This window comes from Rhodoligotrophos appendicifer (assembly GCF_007474605.1).
Taxonomy (GTDB): Bacteria; Pseudomonadota; Alphaproteobacteria; order Rhizobiales; family Im1; genus Rhodoligotrophos; species Rhodoligotrophos appendicifer.
The window spans coordinates 163,981-185,452 of the sequence record NZ_VHKL01000007.1 but is presented as its reverse complement, the minus strand read 5'-3'; the positions used below and the strand labels follow the sequence as shown (position 1 = coordinate 185,452).

Sequence of the window (21,472 nt, the reverse complement as noted above, 5' to 3'; positions counted from 1 at the left end):
CTAGAGCTCATCCAATCGGCGGATGGCAGCTTCTGTTTTGACCACCAGGGCCTCGGCGTCCGTGCGTCGCTCTTGCTGCTCCTCGACGACATGCTCTGGTGCCTTCGCCATGAAAGCTGCGTTGCCGAGCTTCGCATTGATCTTGCCGATTTCATCCCGCAGTTTCGTCAAATCTTTTCCTAGCCTCGACTTCTCCGCTTTGAGGTCGATCACATCGGCAATCGGCAGTCCGACGACGGCATCGCCCAGAACGATCTGAACGGCACCCTTCGGCATGGTCTCCGCCATGGCGACCGCTTTCAACCGCGCCAGCCGTCGGATCTCCGCATCCCACGCCACGACCCTTTGACGGATCGTGGCGTCGGCGCCGACGATCACACATTCGATCTGCGCCCCCGCCGGGACATTCATCTCGGCCCGCACGGAGCGGATTTCGCTGATCATTCTGATCACCCAGCTGAGCTCTTCATCGGCAGCCGCATCTTCTGGATCGGTGAGCGAGGGCCACGGCGCCAGGATGAGCTGGCTACGACGCGGCGCACCGGACTCGCCAAGACGTTGCCAAAGCTCTTCCGTCACGAAGGGCATGAAGGGATGCAGCAGGGTGACGATCTCGTCGAGCATATAGGCGGCCGTGGCTCGAGCTTCCGCCTTTGCGGCAACATCCTCGCCATTCAGCAGCGGCTTGATCAGCTCGACATACCAGTCGCAGAAAACGTTCCACACGAACTGATAGAGGGTGAGCGCGGCGTCGTTGACGCGATATTGCTCGATGGCTTGACTCACGCTCCGAGCGGCGCGGTTCGCCTCCCCGATGATCCAGCGATTGACGCTGTGCTGCACGTGCCCGGGCTCGAACTCGGGATCGCGTATGCAGCCGTTCATCTCGCAGAAGCGCGCCGCGTTCCACAGCTTGGTCGCAAAGTTGCGGCTGCTTTCGATGCGCGCTTTTGATGGTTTTACGTCTCGGCCCGGTGTGGCTAGAGAAGCCATCGTGAAGCGCAGCGCATCGGCCCCGAACTCATCGATCAACTCAAGCGGATCGACGACATTCCCTTTCGACTTCGACATCTTCTGCCCGCGTTCGTCACGAACGATGCCGTGGATGTAGACGTCCGGGAAAGGCACGTCCTTCATGAAATGCAGGCCCATCATCATCATCCGGGCAACCCAGAAGAAGATGATGTCGAAACCGGTTACCAGAGCACTGGTCGGATAGAATCGCTTCAGCTCCGTCGTCTGGTCCGGCCAGCCGAGGGTCGAGAATGGCCACAGCGCTGATGAGAACCAAGTGTCGAGGACATCTGGATCGCGGTCAAGAACGACGCGGCTGCCGTAATAGGCCTCCGCCGCAGCGAAGGCTTCTTCTTCTGTTTCTTCGACGAAGATCTCGCCGTCGGGCCCATACCAGGCAGGAATCTGGTGCCCCCACCACAGCTGGCGCGAGATGCACCAGGGCTGAATGTTGCGCATCCAGTCGAAATAGGTCTTCGACCAGTTGGCAGGTACGAACTTCGTCTTTCCTGTCTCCACAGCCTCGATGGCCGGTTGGGCGAGTGTGGCTGCGTCCACGTACCATTGTTCGGTCAGAAAGGGTTCGATGATCACATTGGAGCGATCCCCGAACGGCACCATATTCACATGGTCATCGACCTTGTCGAGCAGACCTGCGGCTTCCATCCGAGCCACGATTCTTTTGCGCGCTTCGAATCTATCGAGCATGTGCAAGCTTAAGGTCTCACCGAGTTCGTCGGACGCTTGCAAGTCCTGCAGGAAATCGTGATTGCTCTCGATGTCGAGCCGCCCATGCTGGTCAAAGATGCTGATCTGGCGCAGATCATGCCGCTTGCCCACCTCGAAATCGTTGAAGTCGTGAGCCGGCGTAATCTTGACTGCACCAGAACCCTGCTCTGGATCGGCATATTCATCAGCCACGATCGGAATTTCTCGGCCGACCAGGGGGAGCACGACGGACTTACCCACCAGGTCCTTGTAGCGCTCGTCCTCCGGATGCACCGCGACGCCGGTGTCACCCAGCATCGTCTCCGGCCTCGTGGTGGCCACCGTGATGAAACGGCCCGGTTGGTCTTTGATCGGATAATTGAAATGCCAGAGGTGCCCCTTGGTTTCCACGGACAGCACCTCCAGATCGGAGATCGCCGTCAAGAGTTTTGGGTCCCAATTGACGAGCCGCTTATCCTTGTAGATCAGTCCCTGCTTATAGAGTTGAACAAACACCCGCACCACTGCGAGTGAAAGCCCCTCATCCATGGTGAAGCGCTCGCGGCTCCAGTCGCAGGATGCGCCCAGTCGCTTCAGTTGGTTGATGATCGTTCCGCCGGAGATGGCCTTCCATTCCCAGACGCGCGCGATGAAGGCCTCGCGTCCCATGCTCCAGCGCGAAGGCTCCTGGCGCTCCTGCAGCTGTCTCTCGACCACCATCTGGGTAGCAATACCCGCGTGGTCCGTCCCCGGCTGCCACAGCACATCTTTGCCGCGCATGCGTTCGAAGCGGACGAGAATATCCTGGATTGTGTTGTTGAGTGCATGTCCCATATGCAGCGAACCAGTCACGTTCGGCGGTGGGATGACAATTGAATAGCACTCGGCGCCTTGCCGCAGACCTGCCTTGAAGGCGCCGCTTGCCTCCCAGGATTCGTAGATCCGACCCTCGACGTCCTGCGGCTTGTAGGTCTTGTCCAGCATCGACGCCTCTCAAATGAAACCGAAAGAACGCATGCTGCGAGGTGCCCCGCGCAACAAGCGTCAGAATGGCCTTAAATAACGATTGTGGCGCAGGTGGCAACCGCCTGCGCATTGGAGAGGTCGTTCACATCCTCGGCGAGCGGCTTACGCGCCCCGTCGGATCAACCTTTCGATCTCGGCCTGCACCATGCGTTCGACCACGTCGGACAGGTTGTTGTCGAGCCAGTCTTTGATGGCCGGCCGCATTAGGTCCTTGACGACATCTTCGAGGGTCACATTCGACTTCGCCCTGACTTCGGCGAGTTGATCTGTGAGTTTTTCGAATGCTGCACCGACCAGCCGATCGATATCGGCGGCGACGAGCGGCATGTCCGATGCGGCAGCCTTGACCGGTCTCGGAGTCTCGCGAGATCGTTCCCCCATGAGAATCTCACTGCCCGCGATCGGGCCGTCCAAATCTCTATCTCTCCGCATGTCGGCTACTCCACTTGCAGTCTCCGGCACCACAGTTTCAGCGGCGACCTGGTCTTCGGCTTCGCGGTTCATCTCTCTACCGGGCACCGTGTCTTCCCCGCTCGGGGTGGAAATCGCGGGTGCAGGTTCGCCCCTTTGACCGAAGGATGGCCGCAAAACTGAAGGCTCTTCAGGGCTGGTAACACGTCGAAGCGGCGCCCGATGGTCATGGTCTCTCGCCGCCCGCGAAATCTCCAGGACGTCTTCGGCCAGTTTGATCACCTGGTCAGAAGGAGTCCTCCGGTCATCGGAGATGATACGGCTACCGGCGCGGGCACCGCGTTGGGCAACGCCATTCCCGCTCTCTGTTGCAAATCTGCTGTCCTCGTCGATCGCTCTGCGGATCGAAGCAAGGATCTCCTCCATGGACGGTTCGTCTAATTGGTCGAGTTTACTCATCGCTTCAGACCAGCGCTTTCAGGCCTGCGCAAGATGCGCAAACGAATCAACTACATTGGATTAGAATCCCGCAAAACTCCTCCCGGAGCAAACGCTGCTGAAGGATTTGCGAGCAAGATCCGTGGAAAACGTCTCGCTGCGATTTATTCCGCGCTAGGTGTGTCCAGGCCGAACCAAAGGTTGCGCACCTTGTTGTAGTAGATGCTGGGATCGTAGATCTGGACCGGGAGCTTCAGATCCATAGCGTTCAGCCTGCCGACGGCGGATACGAGCGCATAGCTGGCAACGACCGTGTTGACCTCCGCCTGGACGACCAGAACCTGTGCCCGAACCAGCTCCGATTCAGCGTTCAACACATCCAGCGTGGTACGCGTGCCAGCTTCCGCCTCCAGCCTCACCCCCTCATAGGCGAGTTGCTGTGCGCGCACTTGCTCCCTCGCCGAGACTATGGTTTCCCGTGCCGAGACCAATTGGTTCCAGGCCTGGACGACCACCTCTCTTACGCTGCGCCGCGTCTCGACGATTTGCATCTGCAACTGATTGCGGGTCTGCTTGGCTTGTCGCACATTCGCATACTCTCCGCCGCCTTGGTAAAGTGGGATCTGCAAGTTGCCAAGAACTTGAACTTGATCGGTTCGGATTGCTGTGACCGAGTTGTTGGAGGAATAGTAATAATCCGCGCTCAGGCTGACGGTCGGCATGAGCACCCCCTTCAGCACCTCGACCTGGTAGCCTTGCGCCTTTTCCAGGAATTCGGCGTTAATCACATTCGGATTGTTGCCCTCCGCGACCTGGATCGCCCGATCGATAGTGTCCGGCGCCAGCTTGGAGGCGGTGTCCGGGAAGGTGAGGCTTCCAGGCGCCTGTCCCACGATCTGGATATAATCGCCCACGCTGATCGCCAGATTGGCTTCGGCAGTCGAGAGGTTGGATTGTGATTCCGCCAGCCGCGCTTGAGACTGGGCTACGTCGGTGCGGGTATTGTCGCCCACCTCGAAGCGTGCATTCGTCGACCGCAGCTGCTCCTGCAGCACCTGTACATTCTTGCGCTGCAGATCCAGAATCCGTCGGTCGCGGATCACGAACATGAAGGCCTGGACCGCACTGAATAGGACCGATTGCTCGGTGCCGGCCAGTTGCGCCCGGCCGGCTTGTACGTTGGACTCCGCTTGGCGGGTATTGTTGACGGTTTGGAAGCCGTTGAAGATCGGCTGGTCGAGACCGATGTTGAAATTCCCGGGATCCGTGCTGAACCTCTGGGTTCCGCCCCCGGCCGAATTCCTCAGCCGGCTTTTGGTGTCGGAATAACCGTAACTGCCATTGGCGGAGACCGTCGGCCGCCAGCCTGAAAGCGCTTGCGGCACATTTTCATCTGTTGCCCGAAGTGCAGCGCGTTGGCCGAGCAAGGTCGGATTGGTCTGATAGGTTTTCGCCAGAGCCTCCCGCAGCGTCTCCGAGAAGGCTGGCGATGCGGTCATGATTGACACGAAGCCCACGGTCGCCATCAGGAGGCCTTTCACCTTTGACGGCCGCGCGCGCCAAGGCTGATCATTCCGCGAAGCAGCAGGTGCCAAACGCACTTCAACTGTTCCGCCACGCGACTGACAACCCATCTCACCACCTCTGCGCAAGCGTACTCTCGACCAGGTGGGACACCCTAGGCGAGCCAAATTCAGACGAAAACCGACCCTCTTCTCACCGCCGGACAGGCATCCCAATGTGTGACGAATGTCCTGCCCCTCCTGTTTTCCGTCTTCCATGGTTAAAACGCTCTTTATAGACGAGAGAATTTTGTATTTTATATAATTGTATTACAAAACGACATCAAAAACTTGGGACGATTGCTTTGGAAGTCAAGAGAATTAAAACACAAAACTTGGACGGGCGACGTCAAACCCGCTGAGACGTCCTACCGACGCGTCGAAGGCCACTCGTTGACTGGTTGCCGATCCATGGCGGGAGAACAAAGTCGCCTTGCCAACCGGGCCGTGATCAATGACGGCCACGAGACGGCCGCCATCCTTCAGTTGCTCCAGCAAGGATGGCGAGACCTCTTCCACCTGGCCGTTGACAAAGATCACATCGAAAGGCGCCTCCCTTGCGTAGCCCTGCGCGAGGGGTCCCGAGACGACGGCCACATTCAGAATGCCATTCGTCGTCAGATTGGTATTAGCAGACCTTGCCATTTCTTCGTCGTCTTCGAGGGCGACGACCGAGCGGGCTAGACGGGAGAGGACGGCGGCAGAATAGCCGAGGCCGCAACCGACATCGAGCACAAGATCCTCTTCTCCGATGTCGGCGAGCTGGACGAGTCTGGCGAAGACCATGGGCTCCATCAGATAGCGCACGTTACGACCCTGTGACGGGACTGAGAGCGCGAGATCCTCATCGATATAGGCCAGCGCCTGCCGTGACGGAGGCACAAAGAGCTCGCGCGGAATGTCCCACATGGCCCCGTTGATCCGGGCATCCGTGATCCCGTTCGGACGCAACTGCGACTCCACCATATGACGTCGCTTGGTTGCATAGTCGATCATGATCCGCTTCTCTGATAGGCGCGAGGAGCCCGCAGGCTCGATTTTGCTGAAACCCCTTCGAAGGAATACCGGAATGGCCGGAGGTCGCCAACTGCAAATCGCGCCGTATTCGTCGCGCCGCAGCAACACTTACGCAAAACCCGACCAGATGCTGATCCCTGCCCGCCGCGCGGACAGGACCCCTAACTTTCCCGGTGGGCCGGGCGAGATGATTTGACGTGTTGCGCGAAGGGATCTCTGTGCTAGATAACGCCGCAGCAGGGCCTCGTGGCAGAGTGGTTATGCACCGGACTGCAAATCCGTTTACTCCGGTTCGATTCCGGACGAGGCCTCCACCATCCAAGAGACGTGCGTTATGGAGTCACCCATGGTGAGAGCACGCCGCTGTTCACGTATTCGTGCGATGCGTCCGGACATGCGGTTTGGCTTCCGTGACATGTCTATGCCAAGCGCTCGGCCACCGCTTCTTGAACCGGCGACCGAGGCGCACCGTGAGTCGGCGGCGTCCCCGTCGCACCATAGGAAGATCAAAGGACAGGACGACGAGCCCGAGGGGAATCATCCAAAAGCCGAGGATCGGAAGAAAGCCGAGCACCCCACCTGCGACGAGTCCTCCGCCAATAGCGATGCGCGCCAGCTTCGATTGCGGCAGCGGGAAGGCCTTGTTGCCATAGCGGAGTTCGGTCATGCCGACTAAGGTGGGATATTCGGCCCTGGTGGGCAATGGCAGGCGCAAAGAAAACCACATGGCACAAACCCCCTTTGCACTTGGCAGAGCGCCCGGGCATTGATATAGGAGCCCCATTGGCGAGCGAGCAGTCACGCACCTCGCCTGTTCCGCGGTAGCTCAGTGGTAGAGCAGCCGGCTGTTAACCGGCTGGTCGTAGGTTCGAATCCTACCCGCGGAGCCAACATTTTCAAAGACTTAGCTTCCTGAATCGCCCGTCGATTTTATGCTTAGGTACGCTATAAGTACGCTAGCCCAGCGCAGTATGCTGAACAGAGCAGCCGTCATGAGTTGCAGTAATCCCTGACAATGATGCCGCCGAAGCGCGTGATATTGTTTTTTACCGGGTCTGATCAGGCTCAACGCCAGGCCTGGAGGGGAGAGCATCCTGCCCCCAGCCTGCTCTCCCGCCCATCGAGACAGCTTCAATGACGTTATTGGATCTCATCAGCCTCATCCCCCGCTTGCTTCGGGGTCCAGGGAGGCAGGATGCTGAGAACATACTTCGCACTTCAGCGAGATGGGTGGCGCTTTCAAGTGAATGACGAAACCTCAAATGAGCGATTTGACAGCCTTGAAGCCCCTGAGCAGCAGCGATCGTGGCTGGAATATGAGCAAACTGGCGAAGAGTGCAGCGTGCTGGTCCGGAACGAGAAAGGGGGATGGGTCTTCAGCTGGGCCTCGACCTGTTGCTTTAGCTCCTGTTGAGTGCGAGATCGCCCGCGCGCACTCGTCTACCGAAGCGGACGGACGTCCACAACGCCGTCTCTGGACACACACCGTTCGGAACGATTGGGCGCAGGCGGCGACGGCTAAATTCGTCTTTCGCTCCGATGCTCTAGGTGGCAGTAGGCGGTTTGAGAGGTGGTGTCCCTTCGCGTTTGCCCAGGCGCGGAAGTACCTCTCGGCCGATCTCCTCCAGCACCTCGCCCGCGGCGCGCCGGCCATATTTGAAGTTGAGAATGACGTGATTGACGCCAGCACCGGCAAGTTCGTTCAGGAAGTCGAGCATGAAGTTGCGGCCGGCTCGGAATCCGAGATGAAGTGGCCGAGGGGGCTCGGCCGGTTCTTCGGCCAGATCGACATAGAGCGACTGAACGAAGGGCTTGAACACACCAGGCGACACGGCCTCCACTGCTGCGCGCCATTTCGCGACCAGTTCCGCCTGCCGTGCGAGGTCGCGTGGATAGGTGATCCAGCCGTCCGCATGCTCGGCGATCCACTCAAAGCTCTGGCGGCTCGAACTGGTGATCAGGATCGGCAGGCGCGAGACGGGTTTGGGCACGAGGTCCGCCGTTCCTGTCATGGCGCCATAGCTCGATTGGACGCTTGGAAATTCCTCCGTGAGTACCCTACGGATCATTGCCAGGTTCTCGCGAAAGAGGACGTCGCGCTGATGCAAGTCGACCCCGAACGCTGGAAATTCGACGGGGCGATCTCCCGAGGCGACGCCGAGGACGAATCGCCCCCCTGTCAGCTGATCGACCGATGCGGACGCCTTTGCGGTGTGGAGCGGGTGGCGCAAGGGGAGAATGATGGAGCCTGTCGCAAGCGCAATCCTTGAGGTATGGGCCGCGATCCAGCCCAGCCACACCCACGGATCGTAGACTTGGCCAAGGTCTCCGAAACTGGGGTCGCGTAGAGGCACGTCTCGCGTCCAGAGGCCGGCAAAGCCGAGCTCCTCGGCGCGCCGGGCGAGACGCGGCTGGTCGCGCATGCTGGGCTCGTCCCTCTCGAAGGCCTCGATCGGGAAGAACACCCCCAGCGAGAGCCGATCAGGTGCAAACATGCGCCGGAAGCTGGCGGAATCATTGACGGACGTAGCTTTCCTGGCCTTCAGCATAATGCCTCATTCTGGGCGAGGAAGCACATCGGCGCCATGACAATGGTCAGTCCTTCACGGCGCGAGAGAAGAAACTGCGCCAGACAGGCTGGCCATGCTTCATTGCTCTAATCTCGGCGATTCACCGTGATAATTATGTCGGGTGCATCAACTACAGTGCTCGTAATCCCGCGGCCAAGTTCCATCGCCTTCAAAGGGAAGCTCGATCAAAGCCTCAAGTCCATTGTCAGGGCGATCGCGAGCAACGAACTTTCTCTCCCCTGCCACCGGGATCTCACGCAGCTCGGACCGCTGCAACAACGCTGCTTGCGGCGCACATCATGGGGAGAATGCCGATGCACGGCGGATGCGGACATTGTTGCACGAAGAGGCCGGTAGCCGACATCGGGGCTCGGCGGCCGTGCCCATTGCCGCAAAGGCTGCCTAAACCAATGGCGGGCAAGAACGAGAGGGGAAATGGAATGACAGCGTCCGGCTGAGAATGAAGAGTGCGCGAACGTCCGCCATGGAGGCGCAAAGCGGTCTCTATGCCCCGCCGATTTCGCCTTCGGGTCAAAATAAGCCGTGCATCAACCCAGCTGTCGAGCCATTGGATATAAAGGCGCGTTTCGTAAATATCTGCAAATGGCGCAGACGCTCCGCCAGTGGCACCCTTGTGCGTGGCGCCACTGGCTTCAGGTTCATCACCGATGGACGATCAGGTCTTCTAGCCGGATCGGGAAGCGCCGCACGCGTACGCCGGTTGCATGCCAGATCGCGTTGGCGATCGCGCCCACCGTGCCGGTAACGCCAATCTCGCCGACGCCTTTCACACCGAGTGGGTTGACGTAAGGGTCTTCCTCCGGGATCAGGATCGTGTCGAGTGAAGGCACGTCCGCATTGACCGGGACATGATACTCGGCAAGGTCGGCATTCATGATCCTGCCGGTCCTGCGGTCGGTTATCGCCTCCTCCTGCAGGGCGAAGGAGATGCCCCAGATCATGCCGCCAAAATATTGACTGCGCACGAGCCGGGAATTGATGATGCGGCCGGCGGCAAACGCGCCGACCAAGCGCGTCGCCCGCACCTGACCGAGATCCGGATCGACCTTCACCTCGGCAAAGACGGCGCCATGCGAATACATCGCATAGGCCGAGGCGATCGCGGGGTCGCGCGCCGCCTTTGCCGTGCCGACGACCTCCGCGCGGTCGGCACGCGCGAGAATGTCGGCATAGCTTTCGCTACGCTCCTCGTCGTCGCGGCGACAAAGCCGGCCGGAGCGGGCCACCACGCCGATATTGCCGGCGCCGAAAAGCGGCGATGCCGGATCGGCGGTTGCGAGTTCGGCCAGCTTGGCGATTGCATCCTCTCCGGCATTGTGGAGGGCCAGGCCCGCGCTGGCGGTATGGCCGGAGCCGCCGGCTATGCCGCCATCCGGAAGGTTGGATATGCCGGAATGGAACTCGACTTGATCGGGATCGAGGCCCAGCGCTTCAGCCGCGATCTGGGCAAGGGCTGTCCACGAACCTTGCCCCATGTCGACGCCGGATGTCTCGACCAACGCGGTTCCGTCCGCCCGCAGCGTGGCGCGTGCCTCAGCGGGGAAGTGCGGACAAGGGAAGACTGCCGTTCCCATGCCCCAGCCCACGAGGAACCCGTTCTCGTCGCGCATCCGGCGCGGCTCCAGTGGCCTGCCTTCCCAGCCGAAATGCTTGGCGCCTTCCGCATAGCATTCGCGCAATGCCTTGGACGAAAATGGCTTTCCGGTGGCCGGCTCGGTCTCCGCGTAATTGGCGAGCCGGAAAGCAAGCGGATCCATACCACAGGCTTGCGCTGCCTCGTCCATCGCCACTTCGAGCGCCGCCGATCCTGATGCTTCGCCGGGCGCGCGCATCGGCCCGGGCGTACCCATGTCGAGCCGCAGCCCCTCATGCTCGGCAAGGATGGCCGAGCATGCATAAAGGGGTAGGGACGCGTTCGCAGCCGGTTCCAGGAAGTCGTCGAAACTGGAGGTGGCAGCTACAGCGTGATGGTGAAGCGCCGTTAGCCGGCCGGCATTGTCCGTGCCGATGCGCAGCTTCTGCCAGGTCTGTCCGCGATGTCCAACGGGACCGTACATCTGCGCGCGCGTGAGCACCAGCTTGACCGGCCGCTTCAGCATGCGCGCGGCAAGGATCGCCAGGATTTGCGGCCCATTGAGGATGGCCTTGGAGCCGAAGCCGCCACCCAGGAAGGGCGAGCGGATCAGCACGTTTTCGGGAGGGATACCGAAGTAAGCTGCATAGGAAGCCGCACTCAGCGTCAAAGCCTGGTTCGGCATGTCGAGGGTTACCCGATCGCCATCCCATTCCGCAACGACGGCATGCGGCTCCATCGCGTTGTGGTATTGCGCCGGCGTGAGATATTCCGCCTCCATGATACGGGCGGCAGCCGCGAAACCTGCCTCGATGTCGCCATGGGCGGTGCGTGGTGGCATGCCGACGCCGATCGCGGCCGGCGAGAAGCGCTCGCCGCTCTCTTGGTCGGTGCGTGCACTGTCTGCCTCATATTGCGGGTTGAGCAGCGTCGCTCCCTCCGTCGCCGCTTCCAGCGTTTCGGCGATCACGAGGGCGATCGGCTGGTTGACGTAGCGCACGGAGTCATTCTGCAGCACCTCGACGCGGAAGCCGAAGGGCGGCATTTTTTCGTTCGGGTCATGCGCCAGCGGCGGTCGGTTGGCCGGGGTGATGACCTCCACCACGCCGGGATGAGCCATAGCAGCCTCAACATCAAGCGCCGTGACCCGTCCGCGCGCGATGCCGCTGACCGCCGTCACGGCATAGAGCATGCCTTGGGGATGGTTGTCGGCGGCATAAGTGGCGCGGCCGGTGACCTTGAGCACCCCGTCACGGCGCGTCAGCGGCTGGCCGGCGTTGGAGCCGTGCCGATATCGGGGGCGAATTGTATCAGGCGACATGTTTCGCTCCGGAAATCGTGGAGAAGGGCGAAGCCGGCAGCGCGGGCATAATTGCCGGCGTCCCCGCAAATGCAAGGTCCAGGGCACGCACGACGATGCGGCGCGCCAGTTCGATCTTGAAGGCGTTGTCGCCAGATGGCTGCGCCTCGGCGAGCGCAATTTCTGCAGCCATTGTGAAGGCTTCTTCGGTGGCGGGTCCGCTCGCGAGGAAAGCCTCCGCCTCACGTGCGCGCCATGGTTTTGCGGCGACGCCGCCGAGCGCGATGCGCGCGCTGCGGATCGTTCCGAACTCGACCTCGAGCATGGCCGCCGCCGAAACGACGTCGAAGGCATAGGAGGTGCGTTCGCGCAGTTTCAGAAAGCGCGCATTGCGCGAGAAGGCGGCGGCCCCCACGGGAAGCCTGAGGGCGATGATCAGCTCGCCGGGCGCCAGCGCCGTTTCCCGTTCCGGCGTGGTCCCGGGCAGGAGGTGCAGCGCATCGATCGGGATCGCACGGGCGCCCTGCGGGCCCTCTACCTCCACGACCGCATCAAGCGCCGCCAGCGGCACGCAGAAGTCGGAAGGATGGGTCGCGATGCAGTGCTCGCTCCAGCCAAGCACGGCATGGAGACGGTTCTCGCCCTCGCGGGCATCGCAGCCGGTGTCCGGCATGCGGCGGTTGCAGGCGCTGCCCAGGTCATGGAAATAGGCGCAGCGGGTGCGTTGCATCAGGTTGCCGCCCACTGTCGCGACATTGCGCAGCTGTGCCGATGCGCCTGAAAGCAGTGCCTCTGCGACGGCCGGGAAGGTCCGCGCGAAGCGCTCGTCATAGGCAAGGTCCGAATTGCGGACCAGGGCGCCGACGCGCACGCTGCCATCCGCCAGCCATTCGATACGATCGAGTCCAGGCAGGCGCGTGATGTCGATCAGCCGCTTCGGCCGCGCCGTCCCCATCTTCATCAGATCGAGCAGGTTCGTTCCGCCCGCAAGATAGGCGGTGTCCGACTCGGCTCCCGCGGCAATAGCCTCCGATACGCTCGCCGGCTGTAGATAATCGAAACGGTTCATGCCGCGTTCCTCCGGCGGCGCCCTTCTTCACTCGCGTCGGCAAGCATCTTCTGGGCTTCGAGCACCGCTTCGGTAATGCCCTGATAGGCGCCGCAGCGGCAAATATTACCGCTCATCAGCTCGCGGATCCGCTCGGGGTCGTCTCCCGCATGTCCTTCTGCGATTAGCCCCAAAGCGCTCATGATCTGGCCCGGCGTGCAGTAGCCGCATTGGAAGGCGTCATGGGCGATGAAGGAGGCCTGGACCGGATGCAGTGTTTCATCCTCGGCAAGCCCTTCAATAGTGGTGACCTGGGCTCCGTCGAGGCTGGCAGCCAGCGCAAGGCAGGAATTGATGCGCCGGCCGTCGACGAGAACCGTGCATGCACCACACTGGCCCCGATCGCACCCCTTCTTGGTGCCGGTCAGATCAAGCCGCTCGCGCAACAGGTCGAGCAACGTTACGCGCGGGTCTTCAAGCGCGACTATGCGCTGCCGACCGTTAATGGCGAGGCTGATGGAGAGTGACATGGAGTAGCCCATTCAGTGTTTGTGATATATGGATCGAAGCCGCCGAGTGCGGAGAGATGAGGTCGCGTGCGGAGTTTTGATGCCGACTACCGTCGCGGGGAATGCGTACCCTATGCGGTTTCCCAATGAACTATATATACGGAGGATGCCTCCGTTTATCAAGGGGGATTTGGTCCTGGTCGGGATGAATGGCACCTGAGAGCACGACACGGACCCGCCGCAAGCCCCGCGCGGATTCCATCCGCAACCGGGAGCGCCTGATCGAGGCGGCGACGCAAATCTTCAGTGCGGGTGGCCCACAGGCAAGCCTGGAGGCCGTCGCGCGGGAGGCGGGCGTCGGGATTGGCACGTTCTATCGCCACTTTCCCACACGCGAAGCGCTGTTCGAAGCTGTCTACCGCCATGAAGTGGACCTTTTAGGCGACCTTGCCGAGCAGCTTGCCAACGACGAACCCGTCGAGGCTCTGCGAAAATGGCTCCATGCCAATGTCCGCCTCGTCGCTGCCAAAAAAGGGATGATTGAGGGCCTCCAGCTGGTCGCGCATGGCTCCTCGGAGCTGAAGGCGTATTCCTTCGAGCGGTTAACCGGGGCGATCGGACTGCTGCTCGATCGCGGTATCGCGGCAGGTGCGATCCGTTCCGACGTTTCGGCGGAAGACCTGCTGCGCACGCTTGTCGGTATCTTCTATGCGCAGGTAATGACCGACTGGCAGCCGACCGCGCTTCGCCTTGTCGATGTTTTTGTCGACGGGCTGCGCAAACGCTGAGATCGGTCCAATACTGCTTTAGACTATTTCCCAGAGGCCTGTCCAAGTTGGGAGGACATCGCCGCCGACGATAGCCCCAGCAGGCGATGGCAGCTTTCTCTGTGCCGTGGTTTAGTAACCGAAGTCCGCTTTCGACCTCGCTATGGTCGATTGTGTGAGCTGGTCGGATCGGCAGCTTCTGGTATGCTGAACACGACTGACCAACGACCGAAATTGCGGCGCAAAGTGGACGAGCAAACTTTCGCTGCGACTCTCGTGCTTTCCGCTGGGGAAAAACTCCTTACTCGCTACGTGGGCCCGGCAGATAATGGCCCAGCTTTCCGCCAACTGTTTTGCATCTGGTCAGCAAAAAATTGCGCCGCTGGGGTGAGCGGCAAGGAAGTTCGCCGTACCAGCACCATCGGGGGAGCAGGTAAAGGTTCGCTTACATTTATGGAAACTAAAGATGCCGAGGTTATAGCGAGCTCGGTCCACTGGATTGGGACCATGGCCAGCATATCGCTGTAGGCGAGTGTCATAATCAGGGTCAGGGCAGATTGAGTTTGAATGACCAGTGTTGGAGGCGGAAGACCATTTCTCGCAAAGAGAGTATCCATTTCTTCGTCAGCTTTATGAGTAATTGAGGTCATTACCCATTCCGCATCGACCAGTTCACGCAAACTGCGGGCATTCGCCAGGGGATGGCCGGCGCGCCCAAGTACAGTGCGCGTGTTGTCGAACAATTTCTCTACCAACAACTCCTTAGGAGTGGCCTGGCTCGGCTGCGGCCCAATGTAGAAGTCGACGGACCCGTCAATCAAACTAGATTCCAACGTGGGATAAAATCCCTCAATCAGTCGCAATTTTACGTCCGGATATCGTTGGCGGAACAGTTTCAGCGAGCGTGGTAACATGGCGATATGTGCTGCAATCGACAGACCAGCGGTCACGCTGCCCCCTAGCCCTCCCCTGATCTGATCGACTTCCTCCTGGGTTCGCCTGACCTCGTTGAGGATGACGTTCGCGCGCTTCACGACGGCTTCGCCAATCGGTGTGAGCGCCATTCCCCGGGCCCGGCGTTCGAACAATGGAGCGCCGAGTTCGTGTTCAATCTCGGTGACGCTGCGTGTCAAAGCAGGCTGCGAGAGCCCTAGAGCACGGGCTGCAGCTCTCAGACTGCCTCGGCTCGCAATTGCAGAAACGTTCCTCAGCTGATTGAGCTTCATGGCTCATCATGCGATAACTAAAAGGCATCGAAAAGACGTTTTTGATATCTTACTGTAACCACCTGCCCGTCCTAAGGTCCCCGGAATACGACAACGGCACAGACCGTTGCGATGGAGGACCAGCTGGATGCGCTTTGTGGCTTTCAATGACGGGACCCTCGACGGTCTCGCGGTCGAGGGTGAGAATGGAAGTCTGCGTGGACTGCTGGCCTCGGACAGCCGATTCCCCGGTCATCTCGATCACCTCGTTAATGGTGGCACATCAGTGCTGCAGGCCGCAGGACAGGTGCTTAGGTCCGGCTCGGCAATCGATCCTAGTGGGATCTCCTACAGGCCTCCCTTTGCCAATCCGGGAAAGATTGTCTGCGTCGGACTAAACTATGCGGACCATTCCGCAGAAGCGGGCTTTAAGGTTCCTGACTACCCTTCGCTCTTCACACGATTTGCCTCCAGTCTCATCGGCCATCAGGCGCCAATCCTGCGCCCTCGGGTCTCCGACCAATTGGATTTCGAAGGCGAACTCGTCGCCGTCATCGGATCGCCAGGCCGGCACATTCCCAAGGCTTCCGCTCTCGATCACGTGGCGGGCTATTCGGTGTTCAATGATGCCACGGTGAGGGACTACCAGTTCAAGTCGACGCAATGGACGATCGGCAAGACCTTCGACGGCACTGGCGCATTCGGACCGAGCTTCGTAACCGCGGATGAACTTCCACGCGGGTGCAATGGGCTTCGGCTCGAAACGCGTCTCAACGGTGCCACCGTTCAAAGCGCCCCCATCGACGACATGCTGTTCGATGTGGCCACGCTCATCTCTCTGCTCAGCGAGGCCTTCATTCTGGTTCCCGGCGATATCATCGTCACTGGGACACCGGCTGGGGTCGGTTTCGCGCGAACGCCAAAGCTTTTCATGAAGCCGGGAGATGTCTGCGAAGTGGAGATCGAGGGCGTCGGGCTGCTCAGAAGTCCGGTCGCAGACGAAATTTGAAGACAAACCCTCGCATTACGACGGGGGGATAGCAGGAAGGCAAGGCCGAGATGACGCAAATTCGCAGTGTCGCGTTGCCGACACGCCGGGCAGGTGAGCTTGGCGTCCACTCGCTCGATCATTTCGACCTGACGGTCCCCGACCTGAAGGTTGCTGACCATTATTACGGCGCCTTCGGTCTAGATCTGCATCCGCAAAGGGAGAGCCTCACCGTTCACACGGCGGGCGGCAGCCATTGCTGGGGCCGAATCTCGGAAGGACCTAGAAAAAAGCTGAACTATCTATCCTTTGGCGCTTTTGCCGATGATGTTCCGGCATTTAAGGCGCGCCTCGAGGCCCTAGGCGTGAAGCTCCTCGATCCTCCGCCGGGTGTGGATAGCGCCGGATTGTGGTTTCGCAACCCGGACGGCCTTCTCATCGAAATCAAAGTGGCAGAAAAGTCCTCGCCGAACGAGAAGTCGAGCATCGATCTCTCCTCGGCTCCTGCCGGAGCACAAGGGGCGCCGAAGCGCAGCCAGGTGTCCTTGGTGAGACCGCGACGTCTCGCGCATATCCTGATTTTTACCAGCGATGTGGGCGGCGCCATCAAATTCTACACTCGCACCCTAGGATTGCGGCTCGCCGACCGATCGGGCACGGAATCGCGTTCATGCACGGCATCCACGGCAGCGATCATCATTTGATTGCCCTGGCGCGGGCAGAGGGCACCGGCCTCCATCACCTGAGCTGGGATGTGAGTTCAGTCAACGAGATTGGCCTCGGTGCGATGCAAATGGCCGATCGCGGGTTCACCGAGGGCTGGGGTTTGGGGCGTCACGTTTTGGGATCCAACTACTTTCACTACGTGCGCGATCCCTGGGGCAGCTATGCGGAGTTTTCCTGCGATATTGACTACATCCCGGCCAACTGCGACTGGGATGCCGGCGATCACGCCGCGGAGGATGCATTCTACGTTTGGGGCCCAAGGCCACCGCAGGATTTCGCGTTCAACTACGAGGCCGCCTCGTCGAGTGATCGATGATGTCTGAGCGTCGCCAGGAGATGGGACAGTGATCCCGGATCGAACGCAGGTCCTTATCGTGGGCGGCGGCCCATGCGGCCTGATGCTCGCAAATGAGCTTGGCCGGCGCGGCGTCGATGTGGTTCTCGTCGATCTCAAGGCCTCGACGGCGGTAAACCCGCAAGCAAATGCGACCCAGGCGCGATCCATGGAGCACTTCCGGCGTCTGGGGTTCTCAGAAGAGATCCGCGCCCTCGGTCTGCCGGAGGACTATCCCACGGACATTGCTTATTTTACGCGCTTTTCGACCTATGAGATCGCCCGTGTCGAGCTTCCGTCCGCGCGTGACGCCAAGGTGGCTGTGCGGAACACCAACGGCTCGTTCAGCGCTGCAGAACCGCCGCATCGGGTTTCACAGAAATTCGTCGAAGGCGTTCTAGCAAAACATGCGAAGTCGCTGGCCACAGTCTCCGTGAATTTTAACTGGGCCCTGACGGATTTTACCGATACTGGCCATGATGTTGAGGCAAGACTTGTCAACACCGTCACCGGCGAAACGCGAACGATCCGGGCGCTCTACCTGTTCGGAGCAGACGGCCCGCGAAGCTTGGTTCGGCGCCAGTTGGGCTTCGATTACATTGGCGAAGGCAGTGCCGACCGTGACTTCATGGGTGGGCGGATGTTGGCGATGTATATCCATGCGCCACAGTTCTACGAGTTTTGTCCGCATCCGCGGTCTTGGATGTACTGGACCTTCAACGGCGAGCGTCGCGCCTTGATGGCCGCCGTCGACGGAACCGGCGAATTCGCCTTCCACACCCAGCTGCGCAATGGTGAGAACGTCCAGGAGATCGACGACAAAACTTGCCTTCAATACTTCGAGCAGGCGATGGGGATAAGCATTCCCCTGACCATCCTGTCGCGCGATTCCTGGCTGGCGGGCCGAACGCTCGTTGCCGACAGATTTCACAGCGGCCGCGTATTTCTCGGCGGTGACGCGGTCCATTTGTTCACGCCCACCGGCGGAATGGGCTACAACACCGCGATCGAGGATGCCGTCAATATCGGCTGGAAGTTTGCCGCTGTCGTTAAGGGTATCGCGCCACCGTCCCTGCTGGACTCCTACGAGGCAGAACGTCGTCCGGTCGCTCAGCGCAACACCATGCATGCGCGCCGTTTCGCCGATTCCGTGGGTCTCTATCGCCCGTCACCCGCAATCGAAGACGACACCTCTGCCGGGATCGCCGCGCGCCGGCGAGCGGGTGCATATCTGAGCGCTCATGCGCGCGCCGAGTTCAACATTCCCGGCTTCACCTTCGGCGGACGCTATGACGGCTCTCCCATCATTGTGAGCGACGGGACGCCCGCACCACCGGATTCCCCGACGGCCTATGTTCCAACCGGTAACCCCGGTGGACGCGCCCCGCATGTGTGGCTGAAGGACGGGCGCTCCTTGTTCGATCTGTTCGGCTTCGAATGGACCTTGCTTCGCCTTGGCGGCAAGCCCACCGATCCAACCCCCTACGTGCAGGCGGCTGCGAAGCTCGGAGTCGAGCTCAAGGTCGTCGATTGCAATGACGAAGAGGCCTTCGACCTCTATGAGGCAGACCTTGCCTTAATCCGGCCGGATCAGGTGGTGGCTTGGCGCAATTCGTCCCGAAAAAGTGTGTCGGCTGAAGAAGTGTTGGGGCGAGTGACAGGAAGACAGGCCGTACAGCAATAAGGGGCGGAAAGAAACCGCCGGCCTCGCTGGAGGGAGGGAAACACTATGTTAGCGCAGCAAATTCTCAATGGCGTGGTGGTCGGATGTATCTACGCCCTGTTCTCCCTAGGATTCACTCTGATTTTCGGCGTCATGAACATCATGAATCTGGCCCATGGCGCAATTTTCATGTGCGGCGCCTTTGTGGGCCTCTATGCGCTGACCTTGGCAGACTTGCCGATCGCGGTCGCTTTCGGCGCAGCGATCATTGCCGGGGGACTTGTCAGCATGCTGCTCGATTTCGTCGCATTTCGTCCGCTGCGAGCACGGGGCGGCGACGAGTTTGGTGCGGTGGTGTCCAGCATCGGAGCGGGTCTCGTGATCATTAGCGTCGCGCAACAGGTTTCGGATGCGCAGATCATGAGCTTCCCCTTCGGGTCGTTTCCCGTCGTGATCTACAAATTCCTCGGACTTCGCATAAGCCTGCTGCAACTCACGGTCATCGGAATCACGGCCGTGTCTCTCATCTTTCTCTATTTCTATGTTTACAGAACCAGCATGGGCCGAAAGATCAGAGCGATTTCGGTCAACGAGGGGGCCTCTCTGATCTTGGGCATCAACCCCGCCAGCGTTTATGCGCAGATCTTCTTCATCGCGGGGGCTTTTGCCGGTGCGGCAGGCTTCATTATCGGACTGACCTTCAATTCGGTCCAGTTCCTCATGGGCGAGTCGATCATGCTGCGCGGCTTCGTGGTCGTGATCCTTGGCGGTCTTGGAAGCATACCTGGAGCAATTGCTGCGGGCATCTCGCTCGGCATCGTGCAAACGCTTCTGGTGACCTATGTCTCGTCGGAACTGAGCGATGCGATCCTGTTCGCCCTGCTGTTCTTGACCCTGTTGCTTCACCCGACCGGCTTCTTCAAAGGGCTGCGGTCCGAGATGCGCGTGGTGCGGCAATGACCAACTTCTTCCTCGCCTATATTCCACTGGCCGAGCTCATCATTCTCAGCTCAGGGTTGGCCTATAGCCAGTACATCGTGCTCCGTGCCGGGGTCTTCTCCCTCGCGACGGCCGGATTTGCGGCCATCGGCGCCTATGCGGCTGCCAATGTGGTTCAAACGCTAGGATTATCGCCCGTTCTTGGCGGAATCTTCGGCACAGCCATGGGCGCGCTGGCGGGGCTCATGTTGTCGCTGCCTTTGTCGCGTCTACGAGGTGCCTTCCAAGCCATCGCCACCGTGGCTTTTATCGAGATCATGGTGTCGCTTATTCTCTATGCCGAGCCGATCACCGGGGGCGCCCTGGGCATGAATGGGATCCCGAAAAGCATTGCACTTCCTGGGCTGCTGGTCTTTCTCGTGCTGGTCTATGGAATGATCCAGGTGGTCGTCTCCTCAGGGGTGGGACGCGCCTTCGATGCGATCCGGCAGGACGAGACGGTCGCGGTCTCGCTCGGGATTTCGGTGCAGCGATATCAATGCCTGGCCTTCGTCCTGAGCGGCGGGATTGCGGGTCTGACAGGAGCGCTGATCGCCTTCAACACCTACAGCCTTTCGCCCGAGCAGTTCGGCTTTCCGATGTTGGTCGCAGCTTTGTCCGGCGTGATTCTGGGTGGTCGGATCTCCGTCGCAGGTCCCTTGGTTGGAGTGATGGTTCTCTCGATCCTGCCGGAGCTCGCGCGCCCGTTGGCCGACCAGCGTCTGGTGATGCAGGGCGTGATGATCGTCCTCGTCATCATCTTCATGCCGCTTGGCATTGTCGATACTGCGAGAACCTATTGGCGGAGCCGACAGGCCAGCGACGCAAAGGCCATCCTCGAGCGGAGGAAAATCGCATGACGGCCTTGCGGCTCGAAAGGATAAGCAAATCATTTGGTGGCGTTGCCGCTGTGGCAGACTTCTCCATGGAGATCGCGCCGGGGCGCATCACCGGACTGATTGGTCCGAATGGCGCCGGAAAATCGACCGTCGTCAACCTTATTGCCGGAATTCTCGGGGTAAATTCCGGTCGGGTTCTGCTCGACGGGGCCGATATCTCGAAGGAAAACGCGCACGCGATCGCCCGGCGTGGCGTCGCTCGGACCTTTCAGAACATTCGGCTGCTGCGTGAGGCAAGCGTGGTCGAGAACATCGTCATCGGCTTTCACCGCCACGAGCGAACGTCTCTTCTGACTAACATTCTCGGCCTGCCCTCGGCCTGGGCGGAAAAGTCCGACTTCTTTCACCGCGCGGATGCGCTGCTCGAACGGTTCGGCCTCGCCGCCTATCGCGACAAGCCGGCAGGCGCCCTCGCCTATGGTCATCAGCGCAAAGTCGAGATGATGCGCGCATTGGCAATGGCACCGTCGATCCTGCTCCTGGACGAGCCGGTCGCTGGAATGAACGACGTCGAGGCGGATGAACTGGGCACCATATTTCGCGAGGTGGCGGCCGAGGGCGTCGGGGTGCTGCTCATCGAGCACAATGTGCGCTTCGTCAGGGAGATGTGCAGCACGGTCTATGCATTGAACAGCGGCCGCCTGATCGCTGCTGGAACGCCGGACGAGGTGTGCGCCGATGCCGGCGTCATCGAAGCCTATCTGGGGGTGTGACC

At 60.4% G+C, this 21,472-nt stretch carries 18 protein-coding genes and 2 tRNA genes; 10 read left to right on the top strand and 10 right to left on the bottom strand.

The window, feature by feature from the left end; translation table 11 throughout:
* The 4 genes from FKM97_RS16585 to FKM97_RS16570 all read right to left on the bottom strand — a co-directional run bounded on the left by FKM97_RS16585 (nt 1) and on the right by FKM97_RS16570 (nt 6,155).
* Nucleotides 1-2,706, bottom strand: a complete 2,706-nt coding sequence (locus FKM97_RS16585) for a valine--tRNA ligase (RefSeq protein WP_144293546.1) — start codon at nt 2,704-2,706, stop codon at nt 1-3.
* A gap of 144 nt (nt 2,707-2,850) precedes the next feature.
* Nucleotides 2,851-3,618: a DUF2497 domain-containing protein gene (locus tag FKM97_RS16580; protein ID WP_144293545.1), complete on the bottom strand. Its 768-nt coding sequence runs from the start codon at nt 3,616-3,618 to the stop codon at nt 2,851-2,853.
* A 143-nt stretch (nt 3,619-3,761) separates the two neighbouring features.
* Nucleotides 3,762-5,096, bottom strand: a complete 1,335-nt coding sequence (locus tag FKM97_RS16575) for a TolC family outer membrane protein (protein ID WP_170240960.1) — start codon at nt 5,094-5,096, stop codon at nt 3,762-3,764.
* A 384-nt stretch (nt 5,097-5,480) separates the two neighbouring features.
* Nucleotides 5,481-6,155: a protein-L-isoaspartate O-methyltransferase family protein gene (locus tag FKM97_RS16570; protein WP_144293543.1), complete on the bottom strand. Its 675-nt coding sequence runs from the start codon at nt 6,153-6,155 to the stop codon at nt 5,481-5,483.
* A 261-nt stretch (nt 6,156-6,416) separates the two neighbouring features.
* Between FKM97_RS16570 and FKM97_RS16565 the strand changes: the two genes are divergently transcribed.
* A tRNA-Cys gene (locus FKM97_RS16565) sits at nt 6,417-6,490 on the top strand.
* 53 nt (nt 6,491-6,543) lie between these two features.
* Here the strand turns inward: FKM97_RS16565 and FKM97_RS16560 are convergent.
* Complete coding sequence (locus tag FKM97_RS16560; RefSeq protein ID WP_246105133.1) at nt 6,544-6,843, bottom strand: hypothetical protein; 300 nt, start codon at nt 6,841-6,843, stop codon at nt 6,544-6,546.
* Nucleotides 6,844-6,991: 148 nt separating this feature from the next.
* On the opposite strand from FKM97_RS16560, the gene FKM97_RS16555 reads away from it, so the two are divergent.
* Nucleotides 6,992-7,066: transfer RNA gene (locus tag FKM97_RS16555), tRNA-Asn, on the top strand.
* 654 nt (nt 7,067-7,720) lie between these two features.
* Here FKM97_RS16555 and FKM97_RS16550 read toward each other — a convergent pair.
* The 4 genes from FKM97_RS16550 to FKM97_RS16535 all read right to left on the bottom strand — a co-directional run bounded on the left by FKM97_RS16550 (nt 7,721) and on the right by FKM97_RS16535 (nt 13,218).
* Nucleotides 7,721-8,725: an LLM class oxidoreductase gene (locus FKM97_RS16550; protein ID WP_144293542.1), complete on the bottom strand. Its 1,005-nt coding sequence runs from the start codon at nt 8,723-8,725 to the stop codon at nt 7,721-7,723.
* Nucleotides 8,726-9,408: 683 nt separating this feature from the next.
* On the bottom strand, nt 9,409-11,661 hold the full coding sequence (locus tag FKM97_RS16545) for a xanthine dehydrogenase family protein molybdopterin-binding subunit (RefSeq protein WP_144293541.1): 2,253 nt from the start codon (nt 11,659-11,661) through the stop codon (nt 9,409-9,411).
* Entirely contained in the window at nt 11,651-12,709 is a 1,059-nt protein-coding gene (locus FKM97_RS16540) for an FAD binding domain-containing protein (protein ID WP_144293540.1), read from the bottom strand. Before FKM97_RS16540 ends, FKM97_RS16545 begins: the two co-directional genes overlap by 11 nt.
* On the bottom strand, nt 12,706-13,218 hold the full coding sequence (locus FKM97_RS16535; RefSeq protein WP_144293539.1) for a (2Fe-2S)-binding protein: 513 nt from the start codon (nt 13,216-13,218) through the stop codon (nt 12,706-12,708). Before FKM97_RS16535 ends, FKM97_RS16540 begins: the two co-directional genes overlap by 4 nt.
* Before the next feature lie 188 nt (nt 13,219-13,406).
* On the opposite strand from FKM97_RS16535, the gene FKM97_RS16530 reads away from it, so the two are divergent.
* Nucleotides 13,407-13,985 carry a TetR/AcrR family transcriptional regulator gene (locus FKM97_RS16530; protein WP_144293538.1) on the top strand — a complete coding sequence of 193 codons (579 nt, stop codon included), beginning with the start codon at nt 13,407-13,409 and terminating at the stop codon, nt 13,983-13,985.
* Nucleotides 13,986-14,272: 287 nt separating this feature from the next.
* Here the strand turns inward: FKM97_RS16530 and FKM97_RS16525 are convergent, their stop codons facing one another.
* Nucleotides 14,273-15,190, bottom strand: coding sequence for a LysR substrate-binding domain-containing protein (locus FKM97_RS16525; RefSeq protein ID WP_144293537.1), 918 nt, complete (start codon nt 15,188-15,190; stop codon nt 14,273-14,275).
* A gap of 127 nt (nt 15,191-15,317) precedes the next feature.
* Between FKM97_RS16525 and FKM97_RS16520 the strand changes: the two genes are divergently transcribed.
* The 7 genes from FKM97_RS16520 to FKM97_RS16495 all read left to right on the top strand — a co-directional run bounded on the left by FKM97_RS16520 (nt 15,318) and on the right by FKM97_RS16495 (nt 21,470).
* Entirely contained in the window at nt 15,318-16,178 is an 861-nt protein-coding gene (locus FKM97_RS16520) for a fumarylacetoacetate hydrolase family protein (protein ID WP_144293536.1), read from the top strand.
* A 50-nt stretch (nt 16,179-16,228) separates the two neighbouring features.
* A complete protein-coding gene (locus FKM97_RS16515; protein ID WP_205015121.1) occupies nt 16,229-16,861 on the top strand; it encodes a VOC family protein in 633 nt (210 codons plus the stop codon).
* A complete protein-coding gene (locus FKM97_RS26970; RefSeq protein WP_205015116.1) occupies nt 16,828-17,199 on the top strand; it encodes a VOC family protein in 372 nt (123 codons plus the stop codon). The genes FKM97_RS16515 and FKM97_RS26970 overlap by 34 nt, the downstream gene beginning before the upstream one ends.
* 82 nt (nt 17,200-17,281) lie before the next feature.
* Entirely contained in the window at nt 17,282-18,901 is a 1,620-nt protein-coding gene (locus FKM97_RS16510) for an FAD-dependent oxidoreductase (protein WP_246105132.1), read from the top strand.
* Nucleotides 18,902-18,946: 45 nt separating this feature from the next.
* Nucleotides 18,947-19,840 (top strand): branched-chain amino acid ABC transporter permease, encoded by an 894-nt coding sequence (locus tag FKM97_RS16505; RefSeq protein ID WP_144293534.1) that lies wholly within the window; start codon nt 18,947-18,949, stop codon nt 19,838-19,840.
* Nucleotides 19,837-20,718 carry a branched-chain amino acid ABC transporter permease gene (locus tag FKM97_RS16500; protein WP_144293533.1) on the top strand — a complete coding sequence of 294 codons (882 nt, stop codon included), beginning with the start codon at nt 19,837-19,839 and terminating at the stop codon, nt 20,716-20,718. The genes FKM97_RS16505 and FKM97_RS16500 overlap by 4 nt, the downstream gene beginning before the upstream one ends.
* Nucleotides 20,715-21,470, top strand: a complete 756-nt coding sequence (locus FKM97_RS16495) for an ABC transporter ATP-binding protein (RefSeq protein WP_144293532.1) — start codon at nt 20,715-20,717, stop codon at nt 21,468-21,470. Before FKM97_RS16500 ends, FKM97_RS16495 begins: the two co-directional genes overlap by 4 nt.
* Nucleotides 21,471-21,472 lie beyond the last annotated feature (2 nt).